Below are 23,427 nucleotides of genomic sequence, written 5' to 3'. Positions count from 1 at the left end.
CGCCGGCACCGGGCAGCCGGTCAGTCCGGCAGGTGCCCGGTGTCGTTCCAGCTCTCGATCGCCGGCTCGCCGTAGGCCCAGCCGAGCACGGACAGTGACGTCGGGTTCAGCCGTATCCGGGCGGCGAAGTCCACCGGCAGGCCCAGCCAGCGCGCGCCGATGGACCGCAGGATGTGCCCATGGGCGAAGACGAGGACGTCCCGGTCGGCGGAGCGGGCCCAGTCGACCACCTCGTCCGCGCGCGCGGTGACCTCGGCGAGGCTCTCCCCCTCGGGCACGCCGTCCCGCCAGATCAGCCAGCCCGGCCGCACCGCCCCGATCTCGGCCGGCGTCATGCCCTCGTACGCCCCGTAGTCCCACTCCAGCAGCGCGTCCCAGCATTCGGCGCGCCCGCCGAACCCGGCGATCTCACACGTCTGACGCGCGCGGGACAGCGGACTGGTCCGCACCTCCGCCCCGGGCAGCCCGTCCAGCGGTGCGGCGTGGAGGCGCTCGCCCAGCAGCTTGGCCCCGCGCCGGCCCTCCTCCAGCAGGGGCACGTCGGTCCTGCCGGTGTGCTTGCCGGACAGCGACCAGGCCGTCTGCCCGTGCCGGGCCAGCAGGATGCGCGGAGCCATGGGAGACCTTTCCGGGAGACGGACGCCACACGGACGCCGCGGAAACAGCAGGTGAGGCCTCTCCATCATCGCCCACCCCCGGCCGGGGCAACCCGGCGGCCCGTCTCGACGTCTTTGTGGGCCGGAGCGCCCTCATGGGCGAGATGCGCACACCGTAAAGTGGCACGGTCGCTCACCGGGCGGCGCGCCGTACAGCGAAGGGGGCGGGCGATCGGATGCCGCAGACCGAGACATTGGGCACCGAGGTGGTGCCCCGCACCCGGCTGCGCTGGTGGACCGAGCTGCCCCTGATCCTGCTGGTCTACGGCTGCTACTCGGCCGGCCGGCTCCTCGCGCGCGGTGACGTGCAGGGCGCCGTCGACCACGGCCTGGCGATCCTGCGCCTGGAGAAGCTGCTGCACCTGAACGCCGAGCACCCGCTGAACCGGCTCTTCACGCGTGAGCCGTGGCTCGGGATCCCGGCCGACTTCTGGTACGCCTCGCTGCACTACCTGATCACGCCCGCGCTCCTGGTGTGGCTGTTCCGGGCCCGCTCCGAGCACTACCGGCGGGCCCGCACCTGGCTGATGACGTCCACGTTCATCGGCCTGATCGGCTTCACGCTGCTGCCGACCTGCCCGCCGCGCCTGCTCTCCGCGGGCCACGGCTTCGTGGACACCATGGCCCACTACAGCTCGTACGGCTGGTGGGGCAGCCAGGCCAGCGCGCCGCGCGGCCTGGGCGGGATGACCAACCAGTACGCGGCCATGCCGAGCCTGCACGTCGGCTGGGCCCTGTGGTGCGGGATCATGCTCTGGCGGTACGGCGGCACGCGCCTCACCAAGGTCCTCGGCGTCCTCTACCCGCTGGGCACCGCGCTGGTGGTCATGGGCACGGCCAACCACTACCTCCTGGACGCGGTCGCGGGCGTCGCCGTGATGGGCGTCGGCCTCGTGCTCGCGCCGCACGTGATGCGGGCCGCGGACGCGGTCCGGGCCCGACTGCTCCGGCGCGCCGTCCCGGCCGCGGACGGCACGGGTTCCCCGATTGTCAGTGCCGGATGCCAGACTTCCGCGGGTGAGCGAATTCCACGGCAGCGCGAGTCGCAGCTCGACGGCGGAGCCGAGCCGGACGCCTCCACCGCGGACGCGGGCGAAGGGGCTGCGGCACCGGCTCGCTGAGCTGCGCGGCCCCGACGTACCGGCCAAGGCCCTGGACGCGCGCGCCCTCGCGGCGCTCGCCGCGAACCCCGGGTGCCGCAGGCGGGCGATCCTGGACGGCGCCGGGGTGGACAAGGCCCGGCTGGCGAGCGCGCTCGGTGCGCCGTCCGCCTTCGGGCAGTCGCAGTTCGCGCTGACCCGGGGGAACGCGTTCGAGGCCAAGGTGAAGGCGGACGGCGGCGCGGAGCTGCTGCGGCTGGCGCACGCCCGCCTGGACCCCGGCGCCCCGCCGCCGGAGGGCGCCGCCGTGCCCGACCTGACCGCACAGGGCCCCGAGGGGCGCACGGCGCGTACGGCGCTGGCGCTGCGCGAGGCCGTGCGCGCCGGCGGCTGGACGCTCCTCGACCACCCGATGCTCGCGCTTCAGGTGGCGGGTTCCCTCGCGTTCCTGGAGCCGGACGCGGTCGTGGTGCACCCGGACGGCAGCTGGTCGGTCGTGGAGATCAAGTCCTTCCCGATGCTGGACGGCTCCGCGGACCCGGCGAAGGTGGGCGCGGCCGCCCGGCAGGCGGCGGTGTACGTGCTCGCCCTGGAGGAGGTCGCCGCCCGGCTCGGCGCGGAGCCGGCGGGGCCCGCCGGCGTCGAGGGGGAGAGCCCGGGGAGGCCCGAGGGGGAGAGCGCGGTCGTCCCCTCGGCACCGGCCGGGGCGCCCCACGGGCGGAGCGCCCCTGACGGCGCCCCCGCTCCGCGCGTGCGTCACCGGGTGCTGCTGGTGTGCCCGAAGGACTTCTCCAACCTGCCCGCCGCGTCCGCCGTGGACGTCCGCAAGCAGCGGGCGGTCACCGCGCGCCAGTTGGCCCGGCTCACCCGGATCGAGGAGATCGCCGACTCGCTGCCCGAGGGCACTTGCTTCGCGCCGGACCGGAGCGCCGAGGAACTGACGGCGGCCGTGGCGGCGGTCCCGGCGACGTACGCGCCCGAGTGCCTGTCCGCGTGCGAACTGGCCTTCCACTGCCGGGAACGCGCCCAGGCGGCCGGCGCCGTCACCCGCCTCGGCCGGCCGCTGCGCGCCGAACTGGGCGGACTGGACACGGTCGAGGACGTCCTCGCGGCGGCCCGCGGCGAGCGCGGCGACCCGGACGACCCGGCGGTCGTGGCGCTGCGCCGGGCGGCGGCCCTGCGCGCGGAGGCACTGGCCGCCGCGGGGGTGACCCCGTGTCCCTGATCACCACGCTGGCCCGTCTCGAGGCCGTCGGCAGCGGCCGGGCCCAGCCCGCGGCGACCGTCCGGCACCGGCATCTGTCCGAGCGCCCGCTGGTGTTCGTACCGCTCACCACGGCCGGTGAGGCCGGCGCCCCGCTGGGCGCGCTGGTGGGCACCGACCGGGACGCGCCGCGCCTGCTGGCCGTGCCGCAGCCCCGCGACCGCGAGCTGCGCTTCGCGTTCCTCGCCGAACTGGCGGACGTCGTCCTGCCGTACATCGACTCCTGCGCACAGACCGTGGAGGCGGCCGAGCGCACCGAGACCGACCCCGAGACCGGCAAGCGGGTCAAGGTGGAGGTCGAGTTGTGCGCGGACGCGCCCCAGCTGATCGTGCCGAGCCGGGCGGGCCTGGAGTTCGTGCGGCTGCTCGGGCGCTCCATGCGCTTTCGCCGTACCGCCGAGCAGGACCCGGAGACGCCCTACCCGGCACCGCCCCGGGTGCCGCTGCTCGGCCGGTGGCTGACCCACTACGGGGAGCGGTCCCGGGTGCCCGGCTCCTCGCTGCTCCTCGCGCTGACCGACGTGCTCGCGCGGCACTGGGCGACCGGCCAGTCCGGACTGGAGGACCAGCACCTGGGCGCGCTGCTGGCGTGGATCGACCCCCCGGAGGGCAGCAGCGGCGCCGAGGCCGCGCGACGGGCGGAGCTGGCGCGGGACGCGGACGGCCAGTTGCTGTGCCCGCCGGCCGGTCCGGCCACCGACCCGGCGTTCGACAACAGGCTGCTGGCCCCGGCCATCGAGCGCTACGACCGCGCGCGCGGCGCCCTGGCCGCCGCCGAGGACCCGCTGGAGGCCGACGACCGGCTCGCCGCGCTGACCAGGGCGGAGCGGGAGATCCGCGACCTGGTGGCAAGCCGCACCCGCCCCACCTGGGACGCGGTGTGGCGGGGTCTGGACCTGCTGCGGGCGCTGCCGGAGGGCGCGCACGTCGAGGAGCGCTGGACGCGCGACCGCTGGTCGTTCACCGGCCACCGGGACCGGGTGCTGGCCGGCGAGCCCCCGCAGCCGCGCCGGGACGACGCGGTGACGGCGGCGAACAAGCTGGCCGCACGCGAGCGCGAGCAGGCCCGGCTGGAGGCGCAGGAGGCGCTGGACGATCCGCTGGTGATGGCGGGACGGCGGCTGGCCGGTGAGGCGTTCGCGGGCGAGGTGACCGACGTCGTGATGGCGTACAGCGAGGGCAGGCGGCCGAGCCCGCGCCCGCTGGTGACGGTCCGCACGGACGACCGGCCGCAGCTGGCGGAGCGGGCGAAGGTGTACCGCTCGCTGGGCGGCAGGCCGCAGTCGGCGGAGTTCGTCGGCCAGGAGGGCGACGGGGTCTTGGTGCTGCGGATCCTCGACAAGATGGGCCGCGGCAAGGAGCCGGAGCCCGGCTCGGTGCCGGAGAAGGGCGACCTGGTCCGCTTCACCGTCTTCGAGCACGAGCAGCGCGGCGGGCCGAAGCTGCCCGACCCGGAGCGGACCCCGTGGACGCACGGCGGCCCGCCGGGCGAGGCCGTGCCCGAGGCCGCCGATCCCGTGACCGAGGAGGACGTGCTGTGACGACCGCCGACACCGTCGGCTTCGACCCGGCGGCCGCGGCCGCCCGCGCGACCGACGCGATCCTCCGCGACACGCTGCGCGGCAGCGAGCGGGGCGTGGTGGTCGACTCCCCGCCCGGCGCCGGCAAGTCCACGCTGGTGGTCCGGGCGGCGCTGGAACTCGCCGACGCGGGACGCCCGTTGATGGTGGTGGCGCAGACCAACGCCCAGGTCGACGACCTGGTCCAGCGCCTCGCCGAGAAGAACCGCGAGCTGCCCGTGGGCCGCCTGCACAGCAGCGACACCGACGCGTACGACAAGGCGCTGGACGACCTGCCGAACGTCCGCACGTCCGCCAGGGCGGCCGACCTGAACGGCCTGCCGGTCGTCCTCTCCACCGCCGCGAAGTGGGCGCACGTGAGGGTGGACGAGCCGTGGCCGCACGCGATCGTGGACGAGGCGTACCAGATGCGCTCGGACTCCCTGCTCGCCGTGGCCGGCCTGTTCGAGCGGGCGCTGTTCGTGGGCGACCCGGGCCAGCTGGACCCGTTCGCGATCGTCGGCAGCGAGCAGTGGGCGGGTCTGTCGTACGACCCGTCGGCCTCGGCGGTCACCACCCTGCTGGCCCACAACCCGGACCTCCCCCAGCACCGCCTCCCGGTGTCCTGGCGGCTGCCCGCCTCGGCGGCCCCCCTGGTCTCGGACGCGTTCTACCCGTACACCCCGTTCCGCAGCGGCACCGACCACGGTGACCGCCGCCTGACCTTCGCGGTGCCGTCCGACGGCTCCGGCCCGGACCGGGTGATCGACGAGGCCGCCGTGTCCGGGTGGGGCCTGCTGGAGCTGCCCGCCCGGCACACCCCGCGCACGGATCCGGAGGCGGTGCGCGCGGTGGCGGCGGTCGTCCGGCGCCTCCTGGACCGCGGCGGAGCCGCCGTCTCGGAGCGCTCCACAGAACCGGGCCCGCTCACCGCGGACCGCATCGCCGTCGGCACCGCCCATCGCGACCAGGCGGCCGCGGTCCGGGCGGCCCTGGCCGAGCTCGGCGTCCAGGAGGTGACGGTCGACACGGCGAACCGCCTGCAGGGCCGTGAGTACGACGTCACGGTCGTCCTGCACCCGCTCTCCGGCCGCCCCGACGCCACCGCCTTCCACCTGGAGACCGGCCGCCTGTGTGTCCTGGCCTCCCGCCACCGCCACGCGTGCATCGTGGTCTGCCGAGCCGGCGTGGGCGACCTCCTGGACGACTACCCCTCCACGGAACCGGTCCAGCTGGGCACGCTCGTGAAGTTCCCGGACGGCTGGGAGGCGAACCACGCGGTCCTCGCCCACCTGGCCGAACACCGGGTGGCCTGGAAACCCTGACCGGCACACCGGGCACCAGATCGGCGGACACCCGGCTCAGCGCCGCACCCGACGGACGGAGTCCGGCACGCCGCCGGAGGCGGCCAACGGTTACAGCCCCCGACGGCTGGGAGGCGAACCACGCGGTCCTCGCCCACCCGGCCGAACACCGGGTGGCCTGGAAACCGTGACCCGACCCCGGCAACCCGCCGACGCCGCACAAGCCGCACACCGAGCCCGGAGCCCGGAGCCGCACCACGCCGGGTGACCCGGCAACCACGTCACGGCGGGCCGCTGACACGGATGAGCCGCACACCGAGCCGAGAGCCCGGAGCCCGGCGCCGCACCACGCCGGATGAGCCGCACGCGGAGGGCGGCGCCCGGCGGGCGGTGCCGGATCGGCCGCAGGCCGTGGGTGCCCCTTGCGTATGCGCGGGACAATGGACCGTGGCCCACCTGAAAGGTGGTCCTGCCGACCGTCCGAGGAGGAGACAAGACATGGCGGAGCCCACGCCGCGTCGGAACGAACCGCGGCTACGCCCCGCGCCCCTGCTCTTCGAGCCCGCGGATGCGGCCGGCGATCCCGAGCACTTCTTCGACCTGGAGTCGATCGAGGATCCTCGGGCGCTGCTGGCCCGGGCGACCGAGCTGACCCAGGCGTTCCGCGCGGCCGCCGACCGGGCCGTGGAGTTCCAGGCCATGGCGGCGGCCCAGCTCGCCGACCCGCGCCGGTTCGACCGGCTGACCGCCGCCGACATCGCCGAGCGGGCGGAGTGGACCGAGGACTACGCCAAGAAGATGGTCGAGTTCGGCCGTGACCTGATGCGGGGGAACAGCGAGGGACGCACGACCGCGGACCCGGTGTGACCCCTCGGGGGGCATATGCCAGGTGGGCAAGATACTCCCTCTCTTCCCCCGTGTCCCGGTTTTCCACAACCGAGCAGAGTCGCACGCTCACGGCCGGTAGACGTAGTGGGCATGAGCAGCGCACCGAACGTCACCCGTGCCACCTCCGACGGCGTCACCTGGCTCGCCTCGGCAGGAACGTATCCGCGAAGCACGCTCGCCCTCTGGGAGGAGCGCCCGGACGCTCCGGTCGTCCTGCCCTGCGGCACCGTCTTCGACGTGGTGAGCGCCCCCGCGATCTTCGGGCGCCGGATGCTGGACCGGCTCTGGGACGACGGGCCCGGCTCGGGCCCGGTCGCGATCTTCCGGGGCCGCGTGCTGCTGTTCGCCGCGCCCGGCACGGCCCAGCGGCTGCCCTCGCTGCTGGCCTGGGAGGAGTGGGGCTCGCACCGCACGGACGCGGTGCCGCCGCTGCTGTGCCACGGCCCGGGGGACGCGGTGACCGTCCCGGCGCCGACCGGCGACGACGCCCCCGGCACCGCCCGCTGGCTCGTCGCCCCCGACACCCGGCACCCCTGGCTGCCCGGCCCCGAGGTGGTGCTCTGGGCGGCCGTCCGGGCGGCCCGCGCGGCCGTACGCATATCGATTTTTCCTCCCGCCGATCAGGATGCTAAGGTCTACGACGTCAGCAGGCGCCGCTAGCTCAGTTGGTTAGAGCAGCTGACTCTTAATCAGCGGGTCCGGGGTTCGAGTCCCTGGCGGCGCACGATGACGATGGCGAGCCATCTCCGTAACGCACGGGGTCGGCTCGCCATCTCTGTTTCCGCCTGGTTTCGCCGCGCGGCGCGGGGGGTGTGCCACCCGCACCCCCGCCGGCGCCGGCGCGACGGCCGTCGGGCGGGAGGTCAGCCGCTCAGTCCCGGCGTGATCTTGACGATCCAGCCTCCCGACGCCGTCCGGTCCTCCACCTCCACCTTCACGTTCTCCCGGGGCACGGTGAAGCTCTCGCCCACGCCGAGCGGGGCGTCGGCGAGGGGCGGGTAGACCGAGTCCTCCGAGCAGGCCCCGGTGTGCGGGTGGGTGTCGACGACCTCGACCGGCCCGCCGCCGGACGCCGCGCTGCTGCGCACCCGGTAGACGAGGATGCCCTCCCGGCAGGTCGTGCGGTCGTTGCCGGCGGCGGTGCGCGCCTCGAAGGCGAGGACGCTGTCCGGGCCGGTGCGCACGACGGCCAGCTTCACACCGTCGCCGAGCCCGAAGGCGGGCACGCCGCCGGAGCCCTGCACCGGGATGCCCGGACCGGCCTCCAGCGGCTCCAGGGTGAGGCGGGTCGGACCGGCGCCGCGCACGCACACCACCTGGCGCGGATCCAGCCAGCCCAGCCGCCACTTGTGCCAGGCGAACAGGTCCGGGGAGAGCCCGAACTGGCTGCCCATCAGGTCCCAGTCGCCGACGTAGGTGTCCCAGTCGCCCTTGCCGTCGGCCGGGCGGTGGTAGAGGTCGGGCAGGTCCAGGACGTGGCCGGTCTCATGGGCGAGGACCAGCCGGTCCGGCGGATGCTTCTCGAACACCGTGACCACCCGGCGCACGTCCGTGCCGTCCACGTGCAGGGGCGTGTCCAGGTTGACGACCTTGGTGGCGTCCGAGTCCACGCCGGGCGCGTCCGGGTCGGCGACGAGGTACACGATCTGGTAGCGCGAGAAGTCGACGTCCTTGTCGGCCACCGCGAACGCGTCCCGCAGGTAGGCGGCCCGGTCCTCGGCGCTCCAGTCACGCCGTATGGCGTACGCCGTCGAGGGCCGCGGCATCCGCAGCCAGTGCGTCAGCGGATGCGGGCGCAGCGCGAACCTGCCGTAGGAGGCCTGCTGGTAGAAGCGGCTGGTGCCGGGGAAGTGGTCGGCCGTCAGCTCGGCGGGTGTGGTCTGCGGGGTGGCGTCCGGGAAGGACAGGAACACCATCACCGCGTCCAGCGGCCTGGTCGGGCGGGTGTAGTCGGGGTTCCAGGTGTCGACGCCCTCGGAGTGGTGGGCGTCGGTCCGGTGCAGGGCGCACGGGGCCGTCGAGAAGGGCTCCGCGGCCGACGGGCCGGAGAGGATCGTGGTCGCGGCCAGCGCCGACAGCGTGGTGCACACGGCGGCGGTGCTGCGCAGCATGGGCACGGACATGACCTCCGGATACGGTTCGACGGACCCGAATCCAGATTGATGTGGTTTGATCTGTTCTGCACTATTTGCCTGCACCAGAAGAGTGAGCGCATCCCATCTGCGCTCCGGCGCACACCGGCGCTCGACACCCCCGAAACACTCACGGAACGTCACAACTGGTCGGGGGCCTCAAGAACCCGTCCACCTGCGGGCAGAAACGATCTGTCAGAAACTGTGCTCCGTCCGGGACACTGAAGACCGGCTGGAAGGGCCCGGGGCCAGCCTCTATGATCGGCACACTTTCCGGCACGGACAGCGATCGAGTGCACTGCGGGAGCGAGCGGTGAGCGGAACGTCCGAAGGGCCGACGCCCGCGGCAGACCTCGACCGGTCAGCCGTCACAGACAGTGACCACACCATCTACCACCGTGTCTTCGCGGCCGCCCCGCTCTCCATGGCCGTCGTGGACCGCGAGGGACTCGTCGTCGGCGCCAATCCCGCCTTCGGCGACCTGCTCGGCACCGACGCGGACACGCTCACCGGGCGGGTCGCCGCCGACCTGGTGGACCTCGCCTCGGACGCCCGCACCTGGCACGCCTATCTCGAGGTGCTGCGCGGCCGGCAGGCGAGGCTGCGCTGCACGCGCCGGCTGAAACACCCCGACGGGCACTCGCTGTGGGTGCAGGTCACCGTCGCCCCGCTGGCCGGCGGCGGCCCCGGCGTGCTGCTCTCGGTCACCGACATCAGCGCCCGCCGCGAACTCCAGGCGCGGCTGCGGCACTTGCAGATGCACGACCCGGTGACCCGGCTGCCCAACCGCACCCTGTTCTTCGAGCGGCTGACGGCCGCGCTGGAGGCGGAGTCGTACGAGGAGAGCGGCACCGGCCGCATCGGGCTGTGCTACCTGGACCTCGACGGCTTCAAGGCCGTGAACGACACCCTCGGCCACCGCGTCGGCGACCGGCTCCTCGCGGCCGTCGCCGAACGCCTGACCCGGGTCGCCGACGAGGCCGGGTTCGCCCGCGCCGTCACGCCCCTGGTGGCCCGGCTGGGCGGCGACGAGTTCGCCCTGCTCGTGGAGGACTCCACCGGCACCGAGCAGCTCGCCGACCTCGCCGAGTCCGCGCTCAAGGCGCTGGAGGAGCCCTTCGATCTGGCCGGGCAGCGGCTGTCGCTGACGGCGTCCATCGGCGTCGTGGAGCGCCATGCGCCGGGCACGACCGCGACCGGTCTGATGCAGGCCGCCGATACGACGCTGTACTGGGCGAAGGCCGACGGCAAGGCCCGCTGGACCCTGTTCGACCCCGAGCGCAACGCGCACCGCATGACCCGTCAGGCCCTGTCCTCCACCCTGCGCCCCGCCATCGAGCGCGGCGAATTCACCCTCGAGTACCAGCCGTTGGTCGGCATGGAGAACGGAAAGCTGTCCGGGGTGGAGGCGTTGGTCCGCTGGAATCACCCTCAGTTCGGCACGCTGACGCCGAATCGGTTCATCGGACTGGCCGAGGAGGACGGCTCGATCGTCCAGCTGGGCCGCTGGGCCCTGGCCACCGCCTGCCGGCAGGCCCGCCGCTGGCAGTTGGACCACCCCGGCGAACCGCCGATCTTCGTGAGCGTGAACGTGGCCGTGCGCCAGGTCTGGGACTCCGACCTGGTGGCCGACGTGGCGAAGACCCTGTCCGAGACCGGACTGGCCCCGCATCTGCTGCAGCTGGAGCTGACCGAGTCCGCGGTGATGGGCTCGGCCGGCCGGCCGCTGCAGGCCCTGCAGGCCCTCAGCGACATGGGGGTGCGCATCGCCATCGACGACTTCGGCACCGGCTACTCCAACCTCGCCTACCTGAGTCGGCTACCGGTCTCGGTGCTGAAGCTGGACGGCTCCTTCGTGCGCGGCTTCCAGTACGAGGGGGCGGCCAAGGGCGTGCCGCCCAACCCCGCCGACGAGGTCATCGTCGAGGCGATGATCCAGCTGGCCCACCGCCTGGGCCTGACGGTCACCGCCGAGTGCGTGGAGACCTCCGCCCAGGCCAGCCGGCTGCGCCGGATCGGGTGCGACACCGGGCAGGGCTGGCTGTACTCCCGTCCGGTGCCGCCGGATCGCATCTCCGAGCTGCTGGGCGCCCAGGCCGACGTGGTGGCCAAGCAGTAGGCGCTACGCGGTGGGCAACCCGTAGGCGTCGGCGATCAGTTCGTAGGAGCGCAGGCGCAGCTCGCCGCGGTGGGCGTGCGTGGTGATCATCAACTCGTCGGCGCCGGTGCGCTTGTGCAGGTCGTCCAGTCCGGAGCGGACCTCGTCGGCGGTGCCGTGCACGACGTTGGCCGTCCAGGAGGTGATGAACTCCTCCTCCGCCGGGCCGAGTTCCTGCTGCTCGACCTCCTCCGGGTCGGGGAAGAGGCCGGGCCGGCCGGTGCGCAGCCGGAGCATGTTGACGCCCATCGCCCGGGTCTGCCGGCGGGCCTCCCGCTCCTCGTCGGCGGCGAGGGCGGAGACGCCGATGAGGGCGTACGGCTCGGCCAGCACCGCGGAGGGGCGGAAGGTCTGCCGGTACAGGTCGAGGGCCGGGATGGTGTTCTGCGCGGAGAAGTGGTGCGCGAAGGCGAACGGCAGGCCGAGCAGCCCGGCCAGGCGGGCGCTGAAGCCGGAGGAGCCGAGCAGCCAGACCGGCGGGCGGTGCGGCGACTGGACACCGCCGGGTGCGGTGCCCTGCACCGGGCCCGGGATCGCGTGGATGCGGCGGTAGGGGTGCCCGTCGGGGAAGTCGTCGTCGAGGAAGCGGGTGAGCTCCGCGAGCTGCTGCGGGAAGTCGTCGGCGCCCTCGTTGAGCGTGTCGGTGCGGCGCAGGGCCGCGGCCGTGGCGCCGTCGGTGCCCGGGGCCCGGCCGAGGCCGAGGTCGATGCGCCCCGGCGCCAGGGCCTCCAGCGTGCCGAACTGCTCGGCGATCACGAGCGGGGCGTGGTTGGGCAGCATGACGCCGCCCGAGCCGAGCCGGATGCGGTCGGTGTGGGCGGCGAGGTGCGCGAGGATCACGGCGGGCGAGGAGGAGGCGACGCCGGGCATCGAGTGGTGCTCGGCGACCCAGTACCGGTGGAATCCGCGGGACTCCGTCAGCCGGGACAGCTCGACGCTGGTGCGCAGGGCGTCGGTGGCGGTCCGGCCCGCGCCGACGGTCACCAGGTCCAGTACGGAGAGGGGGACCGGGGCGGTCCCGTGCGTCGTGCCCCGGATCTCGTCTGCCTCGTCTGCCGACACGGTGCGGGCCTCCTGTGTGTGCGTCGCGGTGCTTCCCAGGCCTAACAGGAGGCTGTCTCCGCTTATTCCCGCGCTCAGGCCTGCACGATCGGCTCCCGCGTGAACAGCGACCCCAACGCGGGCGCGTTCACCCGGCGGTCCGCCAGCCTGAGCCCCTCCCACACCGTCACCTGGTTCGCCGTGAGCACGGGCTTGGACAGGGACTTCTCCAGCAGCGGCACATGCGCGACCGTGTGCAGGGCCGTGTCGGGGAGCAGGACCGCCTCCGCGTCCTGGACGTCGGCCGCCCGGGCCAGGGTGAGCACGTCCTCCTCCCCCCAGGTGCCGACCTCCGCGGCCGTGACGACCCCGGACGAGCGCATGCCGGTCACCTCCAGGCCGCCGGCCCGCAGGAACTCGGCGAACAGCGCGGCCACGTCCTCGGGGTAGGTCGCGCCGACGGCGACCCGCCGTACCCCGATCTCGCGGGCCGCGTTCACGAAGGCGAACGACGTCGAGGAGGCGGGCATCCCGGCCAGCCGGGCCAGCGTGCGCACCTGCTCCTTGGCGCCCTCCCAGCCGTGGACGAAGCCGCCGCTGGTGCACGCCCACACCACCGTCTCGGCGCCGGCCAGCCGCAGCCGCTCCATGCCCTCGGCGAGCCGCTCGGGCGAGCCCATCTCACGCAGCGCGTCCACCCGGTGCGCGTCCACGCCGATGTCGGTGTGGACCAGGTCCACCCGGATGTCGCTGCCCAGGAGCTGCTCGATGCGTGGATAGTCGTCCTCGGCGGAGTGGCCCGGGTAGAGGAATCCGAGTGCGGTCATGTCCAGCCTTCCTGCGTCTCTTCGGGAAGTACGGGCCGTTCGCGCGCGGCCGGGTCGAGCAGCGCCTGGTAGGGCCCCACGGCCCGGGTACCCAGCCGGCGCAGCGCCGCCCACATCGTGACCTGGTTGGCCGAGAGCACGGGCATGCGCAGCTCCGCCTCCAGCTGCGGGATCGCGTCGTAGGTCGGAAGGTTGGTGCAGGAGATGAAGAGCGCGTCGGCCGCGCCGGGCCGGGTGGCCCGGCGGGCCATGGCGACCACGTCCCGGTAGGGCACCTGCCAGATGTGCCGGGTCAGCCCCATGAAGGCGCAGCCGGTGACCCGTACGCCGCCCTCGGCGACGTACTCCTCCAGCGCCCGGGTGACGGACACCGTGTACGGCGTGACCAGGGCGACCCGGCGGACCCGCAGCTCGGTCAGGGCCTCCAGCAGCGCGCCGGACGTGGTCACCGCGGGCAGGGCGCCGGCCCGGCTCATCGCCGCGCACATCGCCCGCTCCCCGGCGATGCCGCCGACGAAGCTGCCGGAGGCGCAGGCGTAGGCGACGACCTCGGGGACGACGGCGGTCAGCGCGCGCACCGCAGCACCGAGCGTCCGGTGCTCGCTGACCAGCCGGGCCAGGTCCAGGCCGACCTCGACCGGCACGAACGGGGTCCGCGTCAGGTGCAGCGAAACCTCGTCGGGCACCCAGCGCCACAGCTCGCGGTCGAGGGCGAAGTCGAAGGGGGCCACCACGCCGATCCCGCGCTGGGGGCGGGGGCCGCCGAGAAAGGAGACGTCCATGGCTGGCACCGGCCTCACGCTGGGAGACGAGTGGACAACGGACCGCGAGTGCGCCCGTGTTGACGACGGTAGGTTGGGGTGCGAGCGTGGTCAATCCGCGCATGTCAGACGCCGGGAGCCGCCCCGTATGACGACCCTGCCCACGCTCCTCGTCCTGGACGCCGAGCCGCCGCCCCGGCTGGGCCGGCTCACCGGGCGCGCCCGGATCGTGCACACGGACGCGGCACACCTGGCCGAGCATCTGCCCGGCGCGGACGTGCTGCTGGTGTGGGACTTCACCTCGCACGCGGTGCGCGAGGCGTGGCCGGGCGAGGGGCCGCGCCCGCGCTGGGTGCACACGGTGAGCGCGGGCGTGGACCATCTGATGTGCCCGGAGCTGGCCGCGTCCGACACGGTGGTCACCAACGCGCGCGGCGTCTTCGACCAGCCGATCGCCGAGTACGTGGCCGCCCTGGTGCTGGCCGCCGCCAAGGATCTGCCGCGCACGCTGGAGTACCAGCGGGAGCGGACCTGGCGGCACCGGGAGAGCCGGCGGGTGGCGGGCACGCGCGCGTGCGTGGTCGGCACGGGCCCCATCGGCCGGGCGATCGCCCGCACCCTGAAGGCCCTGGGCGTGACGACGGCGCTGGTCGGGCGGGTGCCGCGGACCGGCATCCACGGCCCGGCCGACCTGGACCGGCTGATCTCCCGCGCGGACTGGGTGATCGCGGCGGCGCCGCTGACCGAGCAGACGTACCGCATGTTCGACGCGCACCGGTTCGGCGTGATGCAGCCCTCGGCGTTCTTCGTCAACGTCGGGCGCGGGCAGCTCGTCGACGAGGACGCCCTCGCCCGGGCCCTGACCAGGCGCTGGATAGCGGGCGCCGCGCTGGACGTGTTCGCCGCCGAGCCCCTTCCCCGGGACAGCCCGCTGTGGGACCTGCCGGGACTGATCGTCTCCCCGCACATGAGCGGGGACACGGCCGGCTGGCGGGACGAACTCGGGACGCAGTTCGTGGAGTTGTACGAGCGCTGGGCGGCGGGCAGACCACTGGTGAACGTGGTCGACAAGAAGCGCGGCTACGTGCCCGGTCACTGACCTCCTGGGAGGGTGCATGCAGCTCACCGACCTGACCGCCGTCCGGCTCCTGGCCGGTTACCGCAAGGGCGAGTTCAGCCCCGTCGAGGTGACCGAGGAGGCCCTGGAGCGGGCGCGGCGCGGTCAACCGGAGGTGAACGCGTTCGTGCGGCTCACCGAGGCGGACGCGCTCGCGCGGGCGCGGGAGTCGGCGCAGCGCTGGCGGCGCGGTGAACCGGCCGGGCTGGTCGACGGGGTGCCGGTGACCGTCAAGGACCTCCTGCTGCTGCGCGGCCATCCCACCCTGCGCGGCTCGAAGACCGTCTCCGAGCAGGGCCGCTGGGACGAGGACGCGCCGTCGGTGGCCCGGCTGCGGGAGCACGGCGCGGTGTTCCTCGGCAAGACGACGACTCCCGAGTTCGGCTGGAAGGGCGTCACCGACTCCCCGCTGACCGGCGTCACCCGCAACCCGCACGACCTCTCGCGCACCGCCGGCGGCTCCAGCGGCGGCAGCGCCGCGGCCGTGGCGCTGGGTGCGGGCCCGCTGTCGCTGGGCACCGACGGCGGCGGCAGCATCCGCATCCCGGCCGCGTTCTGCGGGATCTTCGGGCTGAAGCCGACGTACGGCAGGGTGCCGCTGTATCCGGCGAGCGCCTTCGGCACCCTCTCACACGTCGGCCCGATGACCCGGGACGCGGCCGACGCGGCCCTGCTGATGGACGTCATCGCCGCGCCCGACCCGCGCGACTGGTCGGCGCTGCCCCCCGCGCCGGGTTCCTTCACGGAGGCGCTCGCGGGGGGTGTGCGGGGGCTGCGGGTGGCGTACTCGCCGTCGCTGGGCGGGCAGGTGGCGGTCCAGCCGGCCGTGGCGGCGGCCGTGCGGCGGGCGGTCGCCGCGCTCGCGGACCTCGGCGCGTACGTGGAGGAGACCGACCCCGACTTCTGCGAGCCGGTCGAGGCGTTCCACGTGTTGTGGTTCAGCGGCGCCGCCCGGCTCACCGAGCGGTTCTCCCCGGGCCGGCGGCAGCTGCTGGACCCCGGGCTGCGCGAGATCTGCGCCCAGGGCGCCCGCTACCGCGCGCTGGACTACCTGGCCGCGGTGGACGTCCGCATGGACCTCGGCCGGCGCATGGGCCGCTTCCACGAGCGGTACGACCTGCTGGTCACCCCGACCCTGCCGCTGACGGCGTTCGAGGCGGGGCTGGAGGTGCCGAAGCACTCCCCGTTCCGTCGCTGGACCGGGTGGACGCCGTTCACCTACCCGTTCAACCTGACCCAGCAGCCGGCCGCGACCGTCCCGGTGGGCACGGACGGGGAGGGGCTGCCGGCCGGGCTGCAGATCGTCGCCGCCCGGCACCGGGACGACCTCGTGCTGCGGGCGGCGCACGCGCTGTACGAGGCCCAGGTGGCGGCGGTGCCGCCGGTCCGCCTGCCGTCGTAAATGCGTGGTGGGCGGGCGGCCGGTTGCGTACCGTCCCTCCCGTGCCCGAGCTGCAGCTGCTCCGTCCCGACCACGCCCCGGCGGTCCTCGCCTTCGAGCGGGAGAACCGGGCCTACTTCGCCGCGTCCATCTCCGACCGGGGCGACGAGTACTTCGCCCGGTTCGCCGAGCGGCACCAGGCCCTGCTCGACGAGCAGGAGGCCGGGATCTGCCGCTTCCATGTGGTGGTCGGCGCCTCGGGCGAGGTGCTGGGGCGGATCAACCTGATGGACCTCGCGGACGGCGGCGCCGACCTCGGGTACCGGGTCGCGCAGCGGGCCGCGGGCCGGGGGCTGGCCACCTGGGCCGTGCGGGAGGTGTGCACCCTGGCCGCCGAACGGTACGGGCTGACCTTCCTGCGGGCCGCCGCCGCCCTCGACAACGCGGCCTCGCGCGCCGTGCTGGCCCGCACCGGGTTCACCGTGACCGGCGAGACGCACCTGTCCGGACGCCCCGCGCTGACGTACCGGCGCGCCCTCGGCCCGCCCGGGGCCATCACGCCCGCCGGAAGCTGAGCGTCTCCCCCGCCGCGCCCGTCCGCCACAGGTCCTGGCAGGCCCCGGCCATCTCGTCCAGCCCCTCCACCACCTGCCCCCACACGATCCCGGGCACCCATCCCACGTCGCCGTTGAGCAGCAGGTTGTTGCGCTCGTAGAAGAGGGCCAGGTCGACGACGGCGGCGCCGGGGCGGACCTCGCGGTCGTAGCCGTAGGCCCCCGTGCCCAACTCGGTGCCGGCGAAGGAGAAGTAACAGAGGTCGCCGGGGATCGGAGTGACCGTCGGGTTCTCCCGTGGGGGTTCCGTGGAGGCGAACGGCGGGAAGAGGGCGTAGATCTCGTTGCGCGCGTATTTCGCGTGATAGACGTCACCCGCGAGCGGGAGCGCGTCCCATACCGCCGCGCAGGTCAACGGCGCGCGGTCGGCCAGCAGTCGTGCCGTGCAGTGCACGCCCCGCTTCTCGAGCGAGACGGTGACGAATCGATCGGCCATGAAATCCAGGGTGCATACCCCGGATGCGGTTGGGTAGCCGCGCCGCCATGGCTCCACCACTTGGGAACGACGTACACACATTCCGGCCGGACCGCAGACGCAGCCGCCGCTCGGTGCTCGCCGGCCTCGCGGCTTTCGGCGCGCTGGGGGCGGCGGGCTGCACACGGGTGGCGGCGGCGTCGGGCGTGCCCGGCGGCGACCTGCTCGACCGGCTGCGCGCGCAGGGTGTCGTGCGGCTCGGGATCGCCGGTGAGATCCCCTTCGGGTACATCGACAAGGACGGCCACCTCACCGGGGAGGCGCCCGAGCTGGCGAAGGTGATCTTCAAGCGGCTCGGGGTGGACCGGGTGCAGCCGGTGCCGACGGAGTTCGGCTCGCTCATCCCCGGCCTGAACTCGCAGCAGTTCGACGTCGTCGCGGCCGGGATGTACGTCAATCCGGAGCGCTGCCAGCAGGTGATCTTCGCCGATCCGGACTACCAGATGCTGGATTCGTTCATCGTCCGCAAGGGGAACCCGAAGGGGCTGCACTCCTACCGGGACGTCGTCGAGAAGAAGGCCAGGTTCGCCACCGGCACCGGTTACGCCGAGATCCAGTACGCCGTGGAGGCCGGGTACAAGGAGGGCGACATCCTGATCGTCCCGGACCAGGTCGCCGGGCTGAACGCCGTCGAGGCCGGGCGCGTCGACGTGTTCGCGGGTACGGCGCTCACCACCCGCGAGGTGGTGAAGAAGTCGGCCAAGGCGGAGGCCACCAAGCCGTTCGCACCGCTGGTCAAGGGCAAACCGCACGTCGACGGCGGCGCGTTCGCGTTCCGGCCGACCGAGACGAAGCTGCGGGACGCCTTCAACGCCGAGCTGCGCAAGCTGAAGAGGAGCGGCGAACTCTTCCGGATTCTGCGGCCGTTCGGCTTCGGCGAGGCCGAGATGACCGACCTCACCGCGAAGGAGCTGTGCGGCGGATGACCTCGGGACTGTGGGAACTGGTACTGAAGGGCGTCTGGACCACCGTCCAGCTGCTGGTGTTCAGCGCGCTGCTGGCCACCGCGGTGTCCTTCGCCGTCGGCATGGCGCGCACCCACCGGCTGTGGATCGTGCGCTTCGTGGCCGGCTTCTACACCGAGGTGTTCCGCGGCACCTCGGCGCTGGTGATGATCTTCTGGGTGTTCTTCGTGCTGCCGGTCGCCTTCGGCTGGCAGCTGGTGCCGATGTGGGCGGGCACGCTGGCGCTCGGCCTGACGTACGGCGCGTACGGCTCGGAGATCGTGCGCGGGGCGCTGAACGCGGTCGACCCGGCGCAGCGCGAGGGCGGGATCGCGCTCGGCTTCACCCCGGCGCAGCGGATGCGGCTGATCCTGCTGCCGCAGGCGGTGCCGGAGATGATCCCCTCCTTCTCCAACCTGCTGGTCGAGCTGCTCAAGGGCACCGCGCTGGTGTCGGTCATGGGCATGGGCGATCTGACGTTCAGCGCCAATCTGGTGCGGCTCGCGCTGCAGCAGAGCGCGGAGATCTACACGTACGTGCTGCTGATCTACTTCGTCATCGCCTTCGTGCTCACCCGGCTGATGAGGGGCCTGGAGAAGCGGCTCAAGGCGCAGGTCGGCAGGGACGCCGGCCCGCGGCGGGCGGCGCCCGAGACGAAGCCGGCGCAGAGCGCCGAAGTGGGGGGTGGCATCGCATGAAGTGGGACTGGAACGCCGTCGGTGACTTCATGCCGGACTTCTGGCACGGGCTGCTGGTCACCCTGCAGGCCCTGGCCCTGGGGTCGCTGCTGTCCTTCACGCTCGGGCTGGTCTGGACGCTGCTGATGCGCGCGCCGAGCCGCTGGGTGCGCTGGCCGCTCGGGGTGGTCACGGAGTTCGTGCGCAACACCCCGCTGCTGGTGCAGCTGTTCTTCCTCTTCTACGTGCTGCCCGAGTGGGGCCTGACCTTCTCGGCGCTGGCCACCGGCGTCTTCGCGATCGGCCTGCACTACTCGACCTACACGATGCAGGTCTACCGGGCCGGCATCGAGGCGGTGCCCGCCGGCCAGTGGGAGGCGGCGACCGCGCTGAACCTGCCCCGGCGGCGTACCTGGACGGCGGTGATCCTGCCGCAGGCGATCCGCCGGGTGGTGCCCGCCCTCGGCAACTACGTGATCTCCATGCTCAAGGACACGCCGATGCTGATGGTGATCACCGTGCTGGAGATGCTCGGCCGGGCCCGGCTCTTCTCCCAGCAGCACTTCCAGTTCACCGAGCCCCTGACCGTGATCGGGGTGGCCTTCATCGTCATCTCCTACCTGGCCTCCCTTCTCCTGCGAGCCCTGGAGCGACGCCTTGTCCGTTGAGACCCGTACCGAGCCCTCCGCCACCGAGGCCCAGCCGGCCGACCTGATCCGCCTGGAGGGGGTCACCAAGCGGTTCGGCACGAACACCGTGCTCGACCACCTGGACTTCGCCGTCCGGCCCGGCAAGCACGTGACGCTCATCGGCCCCTCCGGCTCCGGCAAGACCACGATCCTCAGACTGCTGATGACCCTCGCCCGGCCGGACGAGGGCAGGATCACCGTCGACGGGGAAGCACTGTTCCCCGCGCCGGAGACGCAGATCCGGGAGGTCCGCAAGAAGATCGGGATGGTGTTCCAGCAGTTCAACCTGTTCCCGAACATGTCGGTGCTGCGCAACATCACCGAGGCGCCGGTGCAGGTGCTCGGCCTGTCCAAGGACGAGGCCGAGGCGCGCGCCCGGGAGCTGCTGGACATGGTGGGCCTCGCCGACAAGTGCGACGCGCGCCCGACGCAGCTGTCCGGCGGCCAGCAGCAGCGGGTGGCGATCGCGCGGGCCCTGGCGATGCGCCCGCGGGTGCTGCTGCTGGACGAGGTGACCTCCGCGCTCGACCCGGAGCTGGTCGCGGGCGTGCTCGACCTCCTGCGGGAGATCGCGCGCACCACCGACATCACGATGCTGTGCGTGACCCACGAGATGGGGTTCGCCCGGGACATCTCCGACCAGGTCCTGATGTTCGACTCGGGCCGGGTCATCGAGGCCGGCCCACCGGAGCAGATCTTCGGCGAACCGGAGCAGGAACGCACGCGGGAATTCCTCAGCGCGGTCCTGTGACCGCGCAGCGCGACACGGGAACGGTCAAGGTCCGGCGGCTGGGTCATGACTTTGGCATATGCCAGCGGTTCTCGCCGCAGTTGGGAGCCAGAGGGCGTGGACCGCAATCTTGTCAACGCCCTCTCCCCAACCGGCCTTTGCCCGTTATCGTGGAACCGCTCCACCGACCGGACATACGGCCCAGTAAGCGAGCGCAGGGGGACCCACCGTGGCGCTGATGCACGAGCCGACCGCCCCGTACCACTCCGCCCAGGACGCGCTGCGCGTGCTGGAGACCGTGGCGCGCCACTCCCTCGGCGTCACCGACACCGAACTGGCCCGGCACACCGGCCTCGGCCCCGAGCGGCTCACCGCCCTGCTGCGCATGCTGCGCCGGGAGGGCTACGTCGAGCAGATCACCGACGGGGCGTACGTCACCGGCGACACCCTGCGCCGCCTCACCTCGGCCCACGACCGCGAGCGCGCCCTGCGCGAGAAGCTCCAGCACACCCTGGACCGGCTGCGCGACTCGGTCGGTGCCGCCGTGTACATCAGCCGGTACGTCGACGGCGAGGTGAAGGTCACCCAGTACGCCGCCGGGCCGACCACCCCGGCGGTCAACGAGTGGGTCGACTTCCGCTACTCCGCCCACGCGACCGCGGTCGGCAAGAGCCTGCTGACCCAGCTGGACCACAACGCCCGCCGCGACCACCTCTCCCGGCACAAGATGGCCCGCCTCACCTCGCGCACCATCACCAGCGACAAGCTGCTGCTCTCCCGCCTGGAGTCGCAGCCGCCGACGGTGCCGGTGCTCGACCTGCAGGAGTACGCGGTGGGCACGGTGTGCGCGGCCGTCCCGATCACCGCCGGCTCGTCGGTGGGCTGCCTGGCGCTCTCGCTCCCGGTGGAGCACGCGCACCGGCTGAAGCAGGCCGCGGAGACCCTCAACCGCGGGGCGGCGCCGGTCCTGCTCTCGCTCACCCTGTAGGTGGTCACGAGCACCCCTGGGGACCAGGTAGTATTTTCTTCGTCGCCGGCCGCGGGTAGCGGATGGCGGGAGTCATGCGCCGCTAGCTCAGTTGGTTAGAGCAGCTGACTCTTAATCAGCGGGTCCGGGGTTCGAGTCCCTGGCGGCGCACATGATCGAAGGGCCCCTCGCGAGAGCGAGGGGCCCTTCGGCGTCTTGCGCCGTCAGGGGCCGTCGGTGCGCCCGGCACGGCACAGGTGCGGGGCTACGGCAGGACGTCGTCCGCGATCGAGAACATCGCGTGGACGCCGATCATGAAGGCGACGCAGCCGGCGGCGAAGACGCCGAAGAACGCCAGCAGGCAGCCCGTGCCCGCGGCGAGCTTCCCCTGCGCCGGGGGCCTGGCCGTGGCCTTCTCCGGGCGGTCGGCCGGGTAGCGCACGGTGACGATGTCGCCCGGGACGACCGTCGCGGATCCGCCCCGCTCCTCGAACCGGACGGCGCGGCCCTCGCGGGTGGTGAACTCGTAGACGTGGTGCAGCGTCGTGCTCACCATGGCGTCCCCGCCGCCGCTGGTCGTGGTGTAGGCGTTCAGACAGCGCGCCTCGGCCGTGAGCCCGCTCTGCCAGGCCCTGCTGATCTCCCGGGAACGCCGCAGCACCCCGAAGGCGGCGAACAGCACGAGCACGAGCATGATCGTGGGCACGATGTAGAAGAGCGCTTCCATGGGGTCCCCCGGTGGTCGGTACGCCGCCGCTGCGGATCGGCGTGGCGGGAACCTACCCCCACCGGGGACCGGATTCGCTCAAGCCCGGCTCAGAACCTGACGTCCGAGCAGGCGTAGAACGCGTTGCCCGTGTCCGCGATCGTCCACACCGCGAGGATGACGTGGTGACCGCTCAGGCCGGCCGGCAGGGTGCCGCTGTGGGTGAGCGTCTGCGGCGGGCGCCGGCCGTCGTAGGGCACCGTCAGGAACGGGGTGAGGTCGAGGTCCGAGCGGGACAGCGGATGGTTCTGGTTCCAGCCCTGCCTGGTGACGTAGTACCTGAAGTCCGTCGTGGCGTGCATGGCGGTGAACTGCCAGCGGAAGGTGTACGTCTGGCCGCCCGTCACCCGGGTCGTGGGCCACGCCGCGCCGGACGGGGTGGTCGGCGAGCTGAGCTGGGCGAACCGGCTCAGGCCGCCGTTGCAGATCTGGCCGTCGGCGGGCCCGGCCGCCGGGAAGCCCTTGGGGCCCTCGACACTCTGCGGCTCGTACTGGATCTCGCCGCAGCCCGTCACCGTGCCGTTGGCACAGAGCTTCTGCCTGCTGATGGGGAGGTCGGTGTAGCCGTGCCCGCTGGCGCCGCCGGTGGAGAGCACGAAGGCTCCGGCGGTCACGACGCCCAGCACGACTGCGGACAACTTGGTCTTGGTGCACATGCTGCCGCTCCTGGAGAACGTGGGGAGTTCAGTGAGCCGTGCAGAAGATAGGTCCAGACCAAGTCTCAGATTATGGCCGCATCCTGGGCATGTCCATACCAATAACGGAGGCCGGCCCGGCCCGGCTACACCGGCTCCCCGCGCCCCGAGCAGAACGCCACGGTCAGGTCCCGCACCAGCACCTTGCGCTCGTAGTCGTCGAGTTCGACCAGGCCGCGCACAGTCAGCCGGGTCACCGTGTCCTCCACCGAGTCCACTACCGAGCTGAGCAGGCTGGCCCGCTGCCGGGCGTCCAGTGCGGCGATCCGGCGCCGCTGCATCGCGGGCGCGACCTCGGGGGCGTACTCGACCCGCAGCGGCTGCACCGAGAACACCTCCAGGCCGACCGGCGCGGCGTCCACGGCCACCAGCCGGGTCAGCGCGTCCGCGGCCACCGCCGGTCCGCCGCCCGTCCCGCCCACCGGCTCCACGGGCACCCGGGCCAGCGCCGCCTCCACGCACTCGCGCAGATAGGTCTCGTGGTCCTCCAGGCCGAGCACCGCCCGCGCGGTGTCCCGCACCCGCCAGACCACCAGCACCACCACCCGCAGCGCCAGCCCGTTGGGGTCCGCCGCGGGCATCGCCCCGCTGCGCCAGTGCCGCAGCCGCACATCCACCCGGCGCCGCCGCCCCAGCGGGTTCACCCACAGCAGCCCGGTGCGCCGGACCGTGCCCCGGTAGC

At 73.4% G+C, this 23,427-nt stretch carries 24 protein-coding genes and 2 tRNA genes; 17 read left to right on the top strand and 9 right to left on the bottom strand.

Features of this window, described 5'->3' with window-relative positions:
• Positions 1 to 20: 20 nt before the first annotated feature.
• Positions 21 to 617 carry a histidine phosphatase family protein gene (locus tag ACLU3S_RS09910; protein ID WP_413951372.1) on the bottom strand — a complete coding sequence of 199 codons (597 nt, stop codon included), beginning with the start codon at positions 615 to 617 and terminating at the stop codon, positions 21 to 23.
• 215 nt (positions 618 to 832) lie between these two features.
• On the opposite strand from ACLU3S_RS09910, the gene ACLU3S_RS09905 reads away from it, so the two are divergent.
• The 7 genes from ACLU3S_RS09905 to ACLU3S_RS09875 all read left to right on the top strand — a co-directional run bounded on the left by ACLU3S_RS09905 (position 833) and on the right by ACLU3S_RS09875 (position 7,495).
• Positions 833 to 1,777, top strand: a complete 945-nt coding sequence (locus tag ACLU3S_RS09905) for a phosphatase PAP2 family protein (RefSeq protein ID WP_413951371.1) — start codon at positions 833 to 835, stop codon at positions 1,775 to 1,777.
• The gene (locus ACLU3S_RS09900) at positions 1,674 to 2,981 is read left to right on the top strand and encodes a hypothetical protein (protein WP_413951370.1); all 1,308 of its coding nucleotides are present in this window, start codon (positions 1,674 to 1,676) and stop codon (positions 2,979 to 2,981) included. The genes ACLU3S_RS09905 and ACLU3S_RS09900 overlap by 104 nt, the downstream gene beginning before the upstream one ends.
• Positions 2,972 to 4,561 (top strand): hypothetical protein, encoded by a 1,590-nt coding sequence (locus ACLU3S_RS09895; RefSeq protein ID WP_413951369.1) that lies wholly within the window; start codon positions 2,972 to 2,974, stop codon positions 4,559 to 4,561. Before ACLU3S_RS09900 ends, ACLU3S_RS09895 begins: the two co-directional genes overlap by 10 nt.
• On the top strand, positions 4,558 to 5,904 hold the full coding sequence (locus ACLU3S_RS09890) for an AAA domain-containing protein (RefSeq protein ID WP_413951368.1): 1,347 nt from the start codon (positions 4,558 to 4,560) through the stop codon (positions 5,902 to 5,904). Before ACLU3S_RS09895 ends, ACLU3S_RS09890 begins: the two co-directional genes overlap by 4 nt.
• Positions 5,905 to 6,381: 477 nt before the next feature.
• The gene (locus ACLU3S_RS09885; protein ID WP_413951367.1) at positions 6,382 to 6,750 is read left to right on the top strand and encodes a hypothetical protein; all 369 of its coding nucleotides are present in this window, start codon (positions 6,382 to 6,384) and stop codon (positions 6,748 to 6,750) included.
• Between the two features lie 111 nt (positions 6,751 to 6,861).
• Positions 6,862 to 7,431, top strand: a complete 570-nt coding sequence (locus tag ACLU3S_RS09880) for a bifunctional DNA primase/polymerase (protein WP_413951366.1) — start codon at positions 6,862 to 6,864, stop codon at positions 7,429 to 7,431.
• Positions 7,422 to 7,495 (top strand) — tRNA-Lys (locus ACLU3S_RS09875). Before ACLU3S_RS09880 ends, ACLU3S_RS09875 begins: the two co-directional genes overlap by 10 nt.
• A gap of 139 nt (positions 7,496 to 7,634) precedes the next feature.
• Here ACLU3S_RS09875 and ACLU3S_RS09870 read toward each other — a convergent pair.
• The gene (locus ACLU3S_RS09870; RefSeq protein ID WP_413951365.1) at positions 7,635 to 8,894 is read right to left on the bottom strand and encodes a M6 family metalloprotease domain-containing protein; all 1,260 of its coding nucleotides are present in this window, start codon (positions 8,892 to 8,894) and stop codon (positions 7,635 to 7,637) included.
• 322 nt (positions 8,895 to 9,216) lie between these two features.
• Here ACLU3S_RS09870 and ACLU3S_RS09865 point away from each other — a divergent pair, with 322 nt between their 5' ends.
• Entirely contained in the window at positions 9,217 to 11,022 is a 1,806-nt protein-coding gene (locus tag ACLU3S_RS09865; RefSeq protein WP_413951364.1) for a putative bifunctional diguanylate cyclase/phosphodiesterase, read from the top strand.
• Positions 11,023 to 11,025: 3 nt separating this feature from the next.
• Here the strand turns inward: ACLU3S_RS09865 and ACLU3S_RS09860 are convergent, their stop codons facing one another.
• From ACLU3S_RS09860 to ACLU3S_RS09850, 3 genes are all read right to left on the bottom strand, one after another.
• A complete protein-coding gene (locus ACLU3S_RS09860; RefSeq protein ID WP_413951363.1) occupies positions 11,026 to 12,123 on the bottom strand; it encodes an LLM class flavin-dependent oxidoreductase in 1,098 nt (365 codons plus the stop codon).
• Positions 12,124 to 12,197: 74 nt separating this feature from the next.
• Entirely contained in the window at positions 12,198 to 12,929 is a 732-nt protein-coding gene (locus tag ACLU3S_RS09855; protein ID WP_413951362.1) for a decarboxylase, read from the bottom strand.
• Complete coding sequence (locus ACLU3S_RS09850; protein WP_413951412.1) at positions 12,926 to 13,711, bottom strand: decarboxylase; 786 nt, start codon at positions 13,709 to 13,711, stop codon at positions 12,926 to 12,928. The genes ACLU3S_RS09855 and ACLU3S_RS09850 overlap by 4 nt, the downstream gene beginning before the upstream one ends.
• Before the next feature lie 127 nt (positions 13,712 to 13,838).
• Between ACLU3S_RS09850 and ACLU3S_RS09845 the strand changes: the two genes are divergently transcribed.
• From ACLU3S_RS09845 to ACLU3S_RS09835, 3 genes are read left to right on the top strand one after another with little or no spacing between them, the layout of a single operon-like run.
• The gene (locus ACLU3S_RS09845; protein ID WP_413951361.1) at positions 13,839 to 14,789 is read left to right on the top strand and encodes a D-2-hydroxyacid dehydrogenase; all 951 of its coding nucleotides are present in this window, start codon (positions 13,839 to 13,841) and stop codon (positions 14,787 to 14,789) included.
• A 16-nt stretch (positions 14,790 to 14,805) separates the two neighbouring features.
• Complete coding sequence (locus ACLU3S_RS09840) at positions 14,806 to 16,209, top strand: amidase (protein ID WP_413951360.1); 1,404 nt, start codon at positions 14,806 to 14,808, stop codon at positions 16,207 to 16,209.
• Between the two features lie 41 nt (positions 16,210 to 16,250).
• Complete coding sequence (locus ACLU3S_RS09835) at positions 16,251 to 16,763, top strand: GNAT family N-acetyltransferase (protein WP_413951359.1); 513 nt, start codon at positions 16,251 to 16,253, stop codon at positions 16,761 to 16,763.
• On the opposite strand, the gene ACLU3S_RS09830 is transcribed toward ACLU3S_RS09835, so the two are convergent.
• A complete protein-coding gene (locus ACLU3S_RS09830; RefSeq protein WP_413951358.1) occupies positions 16,744 to 17,238 on the bottom strand; it encodes a DUF3830 family protein in 495 nt (164 codons plus the stop codon). The genes ACLU3S_RS09835 and ACLU3S_RS09830 overlap by 20 nt on opposite strands.
• Before the next feature lie 47 nt (positions 17,239 to 17,285).
• Between ACLU3S_RS09830 and ehuB the strand changes: the two genes are divergently transcribed.
• From ehuB to ACLU3S_RS09800, 6 genes are all read left to right on the top strand, one after another.
• Positions 17,286 to 18,203: an ectoine/hydroxyectoine ABC transporter substrate-binding protein EhuB gene (gene ehuB / locus ACLU3S_RS09825; RefSeq protein WP_413951357.1), complete on the top strand. Its 918-nt coding sequence runs from the start codon at positions 17,286 to 17,288 to the stop codon at positions 18,201 to 18,203.
• The gene (ehuC, locus tag ACLU3S_RS09820; protein ID WP_413951356.1) at positions 18,200 to 18,919 is read left to right on the top strand and encodes an ectoine/hydroxyectoine ABC transporter permease subunit EhuC; all 720 of its coding nucleotides are present in this window, start codon (positions 18,200 to 18,202) and stop codon (positions 18,917 to 18,919) included. Before ehuB ends, ehuC begins: the two co-directional genes overlap by 4 nt.
• Positions 18,916 to 19,566, top strand: a complete 651-nt coding sequence (gene ehuD, locus ACLU3S_RS09815) for an ectoine/hydroxyectoine ABC transporter permease subunit EhuD (protein ID WP_413951355.1) — start codon at positions 18,916 to 18,918, stop codon at positions 19,564 to 19,566. Before ehuC ends, ehuD begins: the two co-directional genes overlap by 4 nt.
• Complete coding sequence (gene ehuA, locus ACLU3S_RS09810) at positions 19,556 to 20,338, top strand: ectoine/hydroxyectoine ABC transporter ATP-binding protein EhuA (protein WP_413951354.1); 783 nt, start codon at positions 19,556 to 19,558, stop codon at positions 20,336 to 20,338. Before ehuD ends, ehuA begins: the two co-directional genes overlap by 11 nt.
• Positions 20,339 to 20,546: 208 nt before the next feature.
• Complete coding sequence (locus tag ACLU3S_RS09805; protein ID WP_413951353.1) at positions 20,547 to 21,305, top strand: IclR family transcriptional regulator; 759 nt, start codon at positions 20,547 to 20,549, stop codon at positions 21,303 to 21,305.
• Positions 21,306 to 21,381: 76 nt separating this feature from the next.
• Positions 21,382 to 21,455 (top strand) — tRNA-Lys (locus ACLU3S_RS09800).
• 94 nt (positions 21,456 to 21,549) lie between these two features.
• Here the strand turns inward: ACLU3S_RS09800 and ACLU3S_RS09795 are convergent.
• The 3 genes from ACLU3S_RS09795 to ACLU3S_RS09785 all read right to left on the bottom strand — a co-directional run.
• Positions 21,550 to 22,011, bottom strand: a complete 462-nt coding sequence (locus tag ACLU3S_RS09795; protein ID WP_413951352.1) for a DUF3592 domain-containing protein — start codon at positions 22,009 to 22,011, stop codon at positions 21,550 to 21,552.
• Positions 22,012 to 22,100: 89 nt separating this feature from the next.
• Entirely contained in the window at positions 22,101 to 22,706 is a 606-nt protein-coding gene (locus ACLU3S_RS09790; RefSeq protein ID WP_413951351.1) for a lytic polysaccharide monooxygenase, read from the bottom strand.
• 125 nt (positions 22,707 to 22,831) lie between these two features.
• Positions 22,832 to 23,427, bottom strand: a 596-nt coding sequence (locus ACLU3S_RS09785; protein ID WP_413951350.1) for an SPFH domain-containing protein, incomplete at its 5' end; no start/stop codon positions are given.

Source organism: Streptomyces sp. AF1A (genome assembly GCF_047340315.1).
Taxonomy (GTDB): Bacteria; Actinomycetota; Actinomycetes; order Streptomycetales; family Streptomycetaceae; genus Streptomyces.
Note: the sequence above shows the minus strand (reverse complement) of the source record. Positions and strands in the feature narration are given on the sequence as shown.

Excerpts from the sequence above, each read along its gene's own strand:
- ACLU3S_RS09830 (WP_413951358.1), bottom strand. The coding sequence starts at position 17,238 with ATGGCCGATCGATTCGTCACCGTCTCGCTCGAGAAGCGGGGCGTGCAC.
- ACLU3S_RS09910 (WP_413951372.1), bottom strand. The coding sequence starts at position 617 with ATGGCTCCGCGCATCCTGCTGGCCCGGCACGGGCAGACGGCCTGGTCG.
- ACLU3S_RS09795 (WP_413951352.1), bottom strand. The coding sequence starts at position 22,011 with ATGGAAGCGCTCTTCTACATCGTGCCCACGATCATGCTCGTGCTCGTG.
- ACLU3S_RS09850 (WP_413951412.1), bottom strand. The coding sequence starts at position 13,711 with ATGGACGTCTCCTTTCTCGGCGGCCCCCGCCCCCAGCGCGGGATCGGC.
- ACLU3S_RS09790 (WP_413951351.1), bottom strand. The coding sequence starts at position 22,706 with ATGTGCACCAAGACCAAGTTGTCCGCAGTCGTGCTGGGCGTCGTGACC.
- ehuB (WP_413951357.1), top strand. The coding sequence starts at position 17,286 with ATGGCTCCACCACTTGGGAACGACGTACACACATTCCGGCCGGACCGC.
- ACLU3S_RS09840 (WP_413951360.1), top strand. The coding sequence starts at position 14,806 with ATGCAGCTCACCGACCTGACCGCCGTCCGGCTCCTGGCCGGTTACCGC.
- ACLU3S_RS09885 (WP_413951367.1), top strand. The coding sequence starts at position 6,382 with ATGGCGGAGCCCACGCCGCGTCGGAACGAACCGCGGCTACGCCCCGCG.
- ACLU3S_RS09845 (WP_413951361.1), top strand. The coding sequence starts at position 13,839 with ATGACGACCCTGCCCACGCTCCTCGTCCTGGACGCCGAGCCGCCGCCC.
- ACLU3S_RS09870 (WP_413951365.1), bottom strand. The coding sequence starts at position 8,894 with ATGTCCGTGCCCATGCTGCGCAGCACCGCCGCCGTGTGCACCACGCTG.
- ACLU3S_RS09855 (WP_413951362.1), bottom strand. The coding sequence starts at position 12,929 with ATGACCGCACTCGGATTCCTCTACCCGGGCCACTCCGCCGAGGACGAC.
- ehuD (WP_413951355.1), top strand. The coding sequence starts at position 18,916 with ATGAAGTGGGACTGGAACGCCGTCGGTGACTTCATGCCGGACTTCTGG.
- ACLU3S_RS09905 (WP_413951371.1), top strand. The coding sequence starts at position 833 with ATGCCGCAGACCGAGACATTGGGCACCGAGGTGGTGCCCCGCACCCGG.
- ehuC (WP_413951356.1), top strand. The coding sequence starts at position 18,200 with ATGACCTCGGGACTGTGGGAACTGGTACTGAAGGGCGTCTGGACCACC.
- ACLU3S_RS09880 (WP_413951366.1), top strand. The coding sequence starts at position 6,862 with ATGAGCAGCGCACCGAACGTCACCCGTGCCACCTCCGACGGCGTCACC.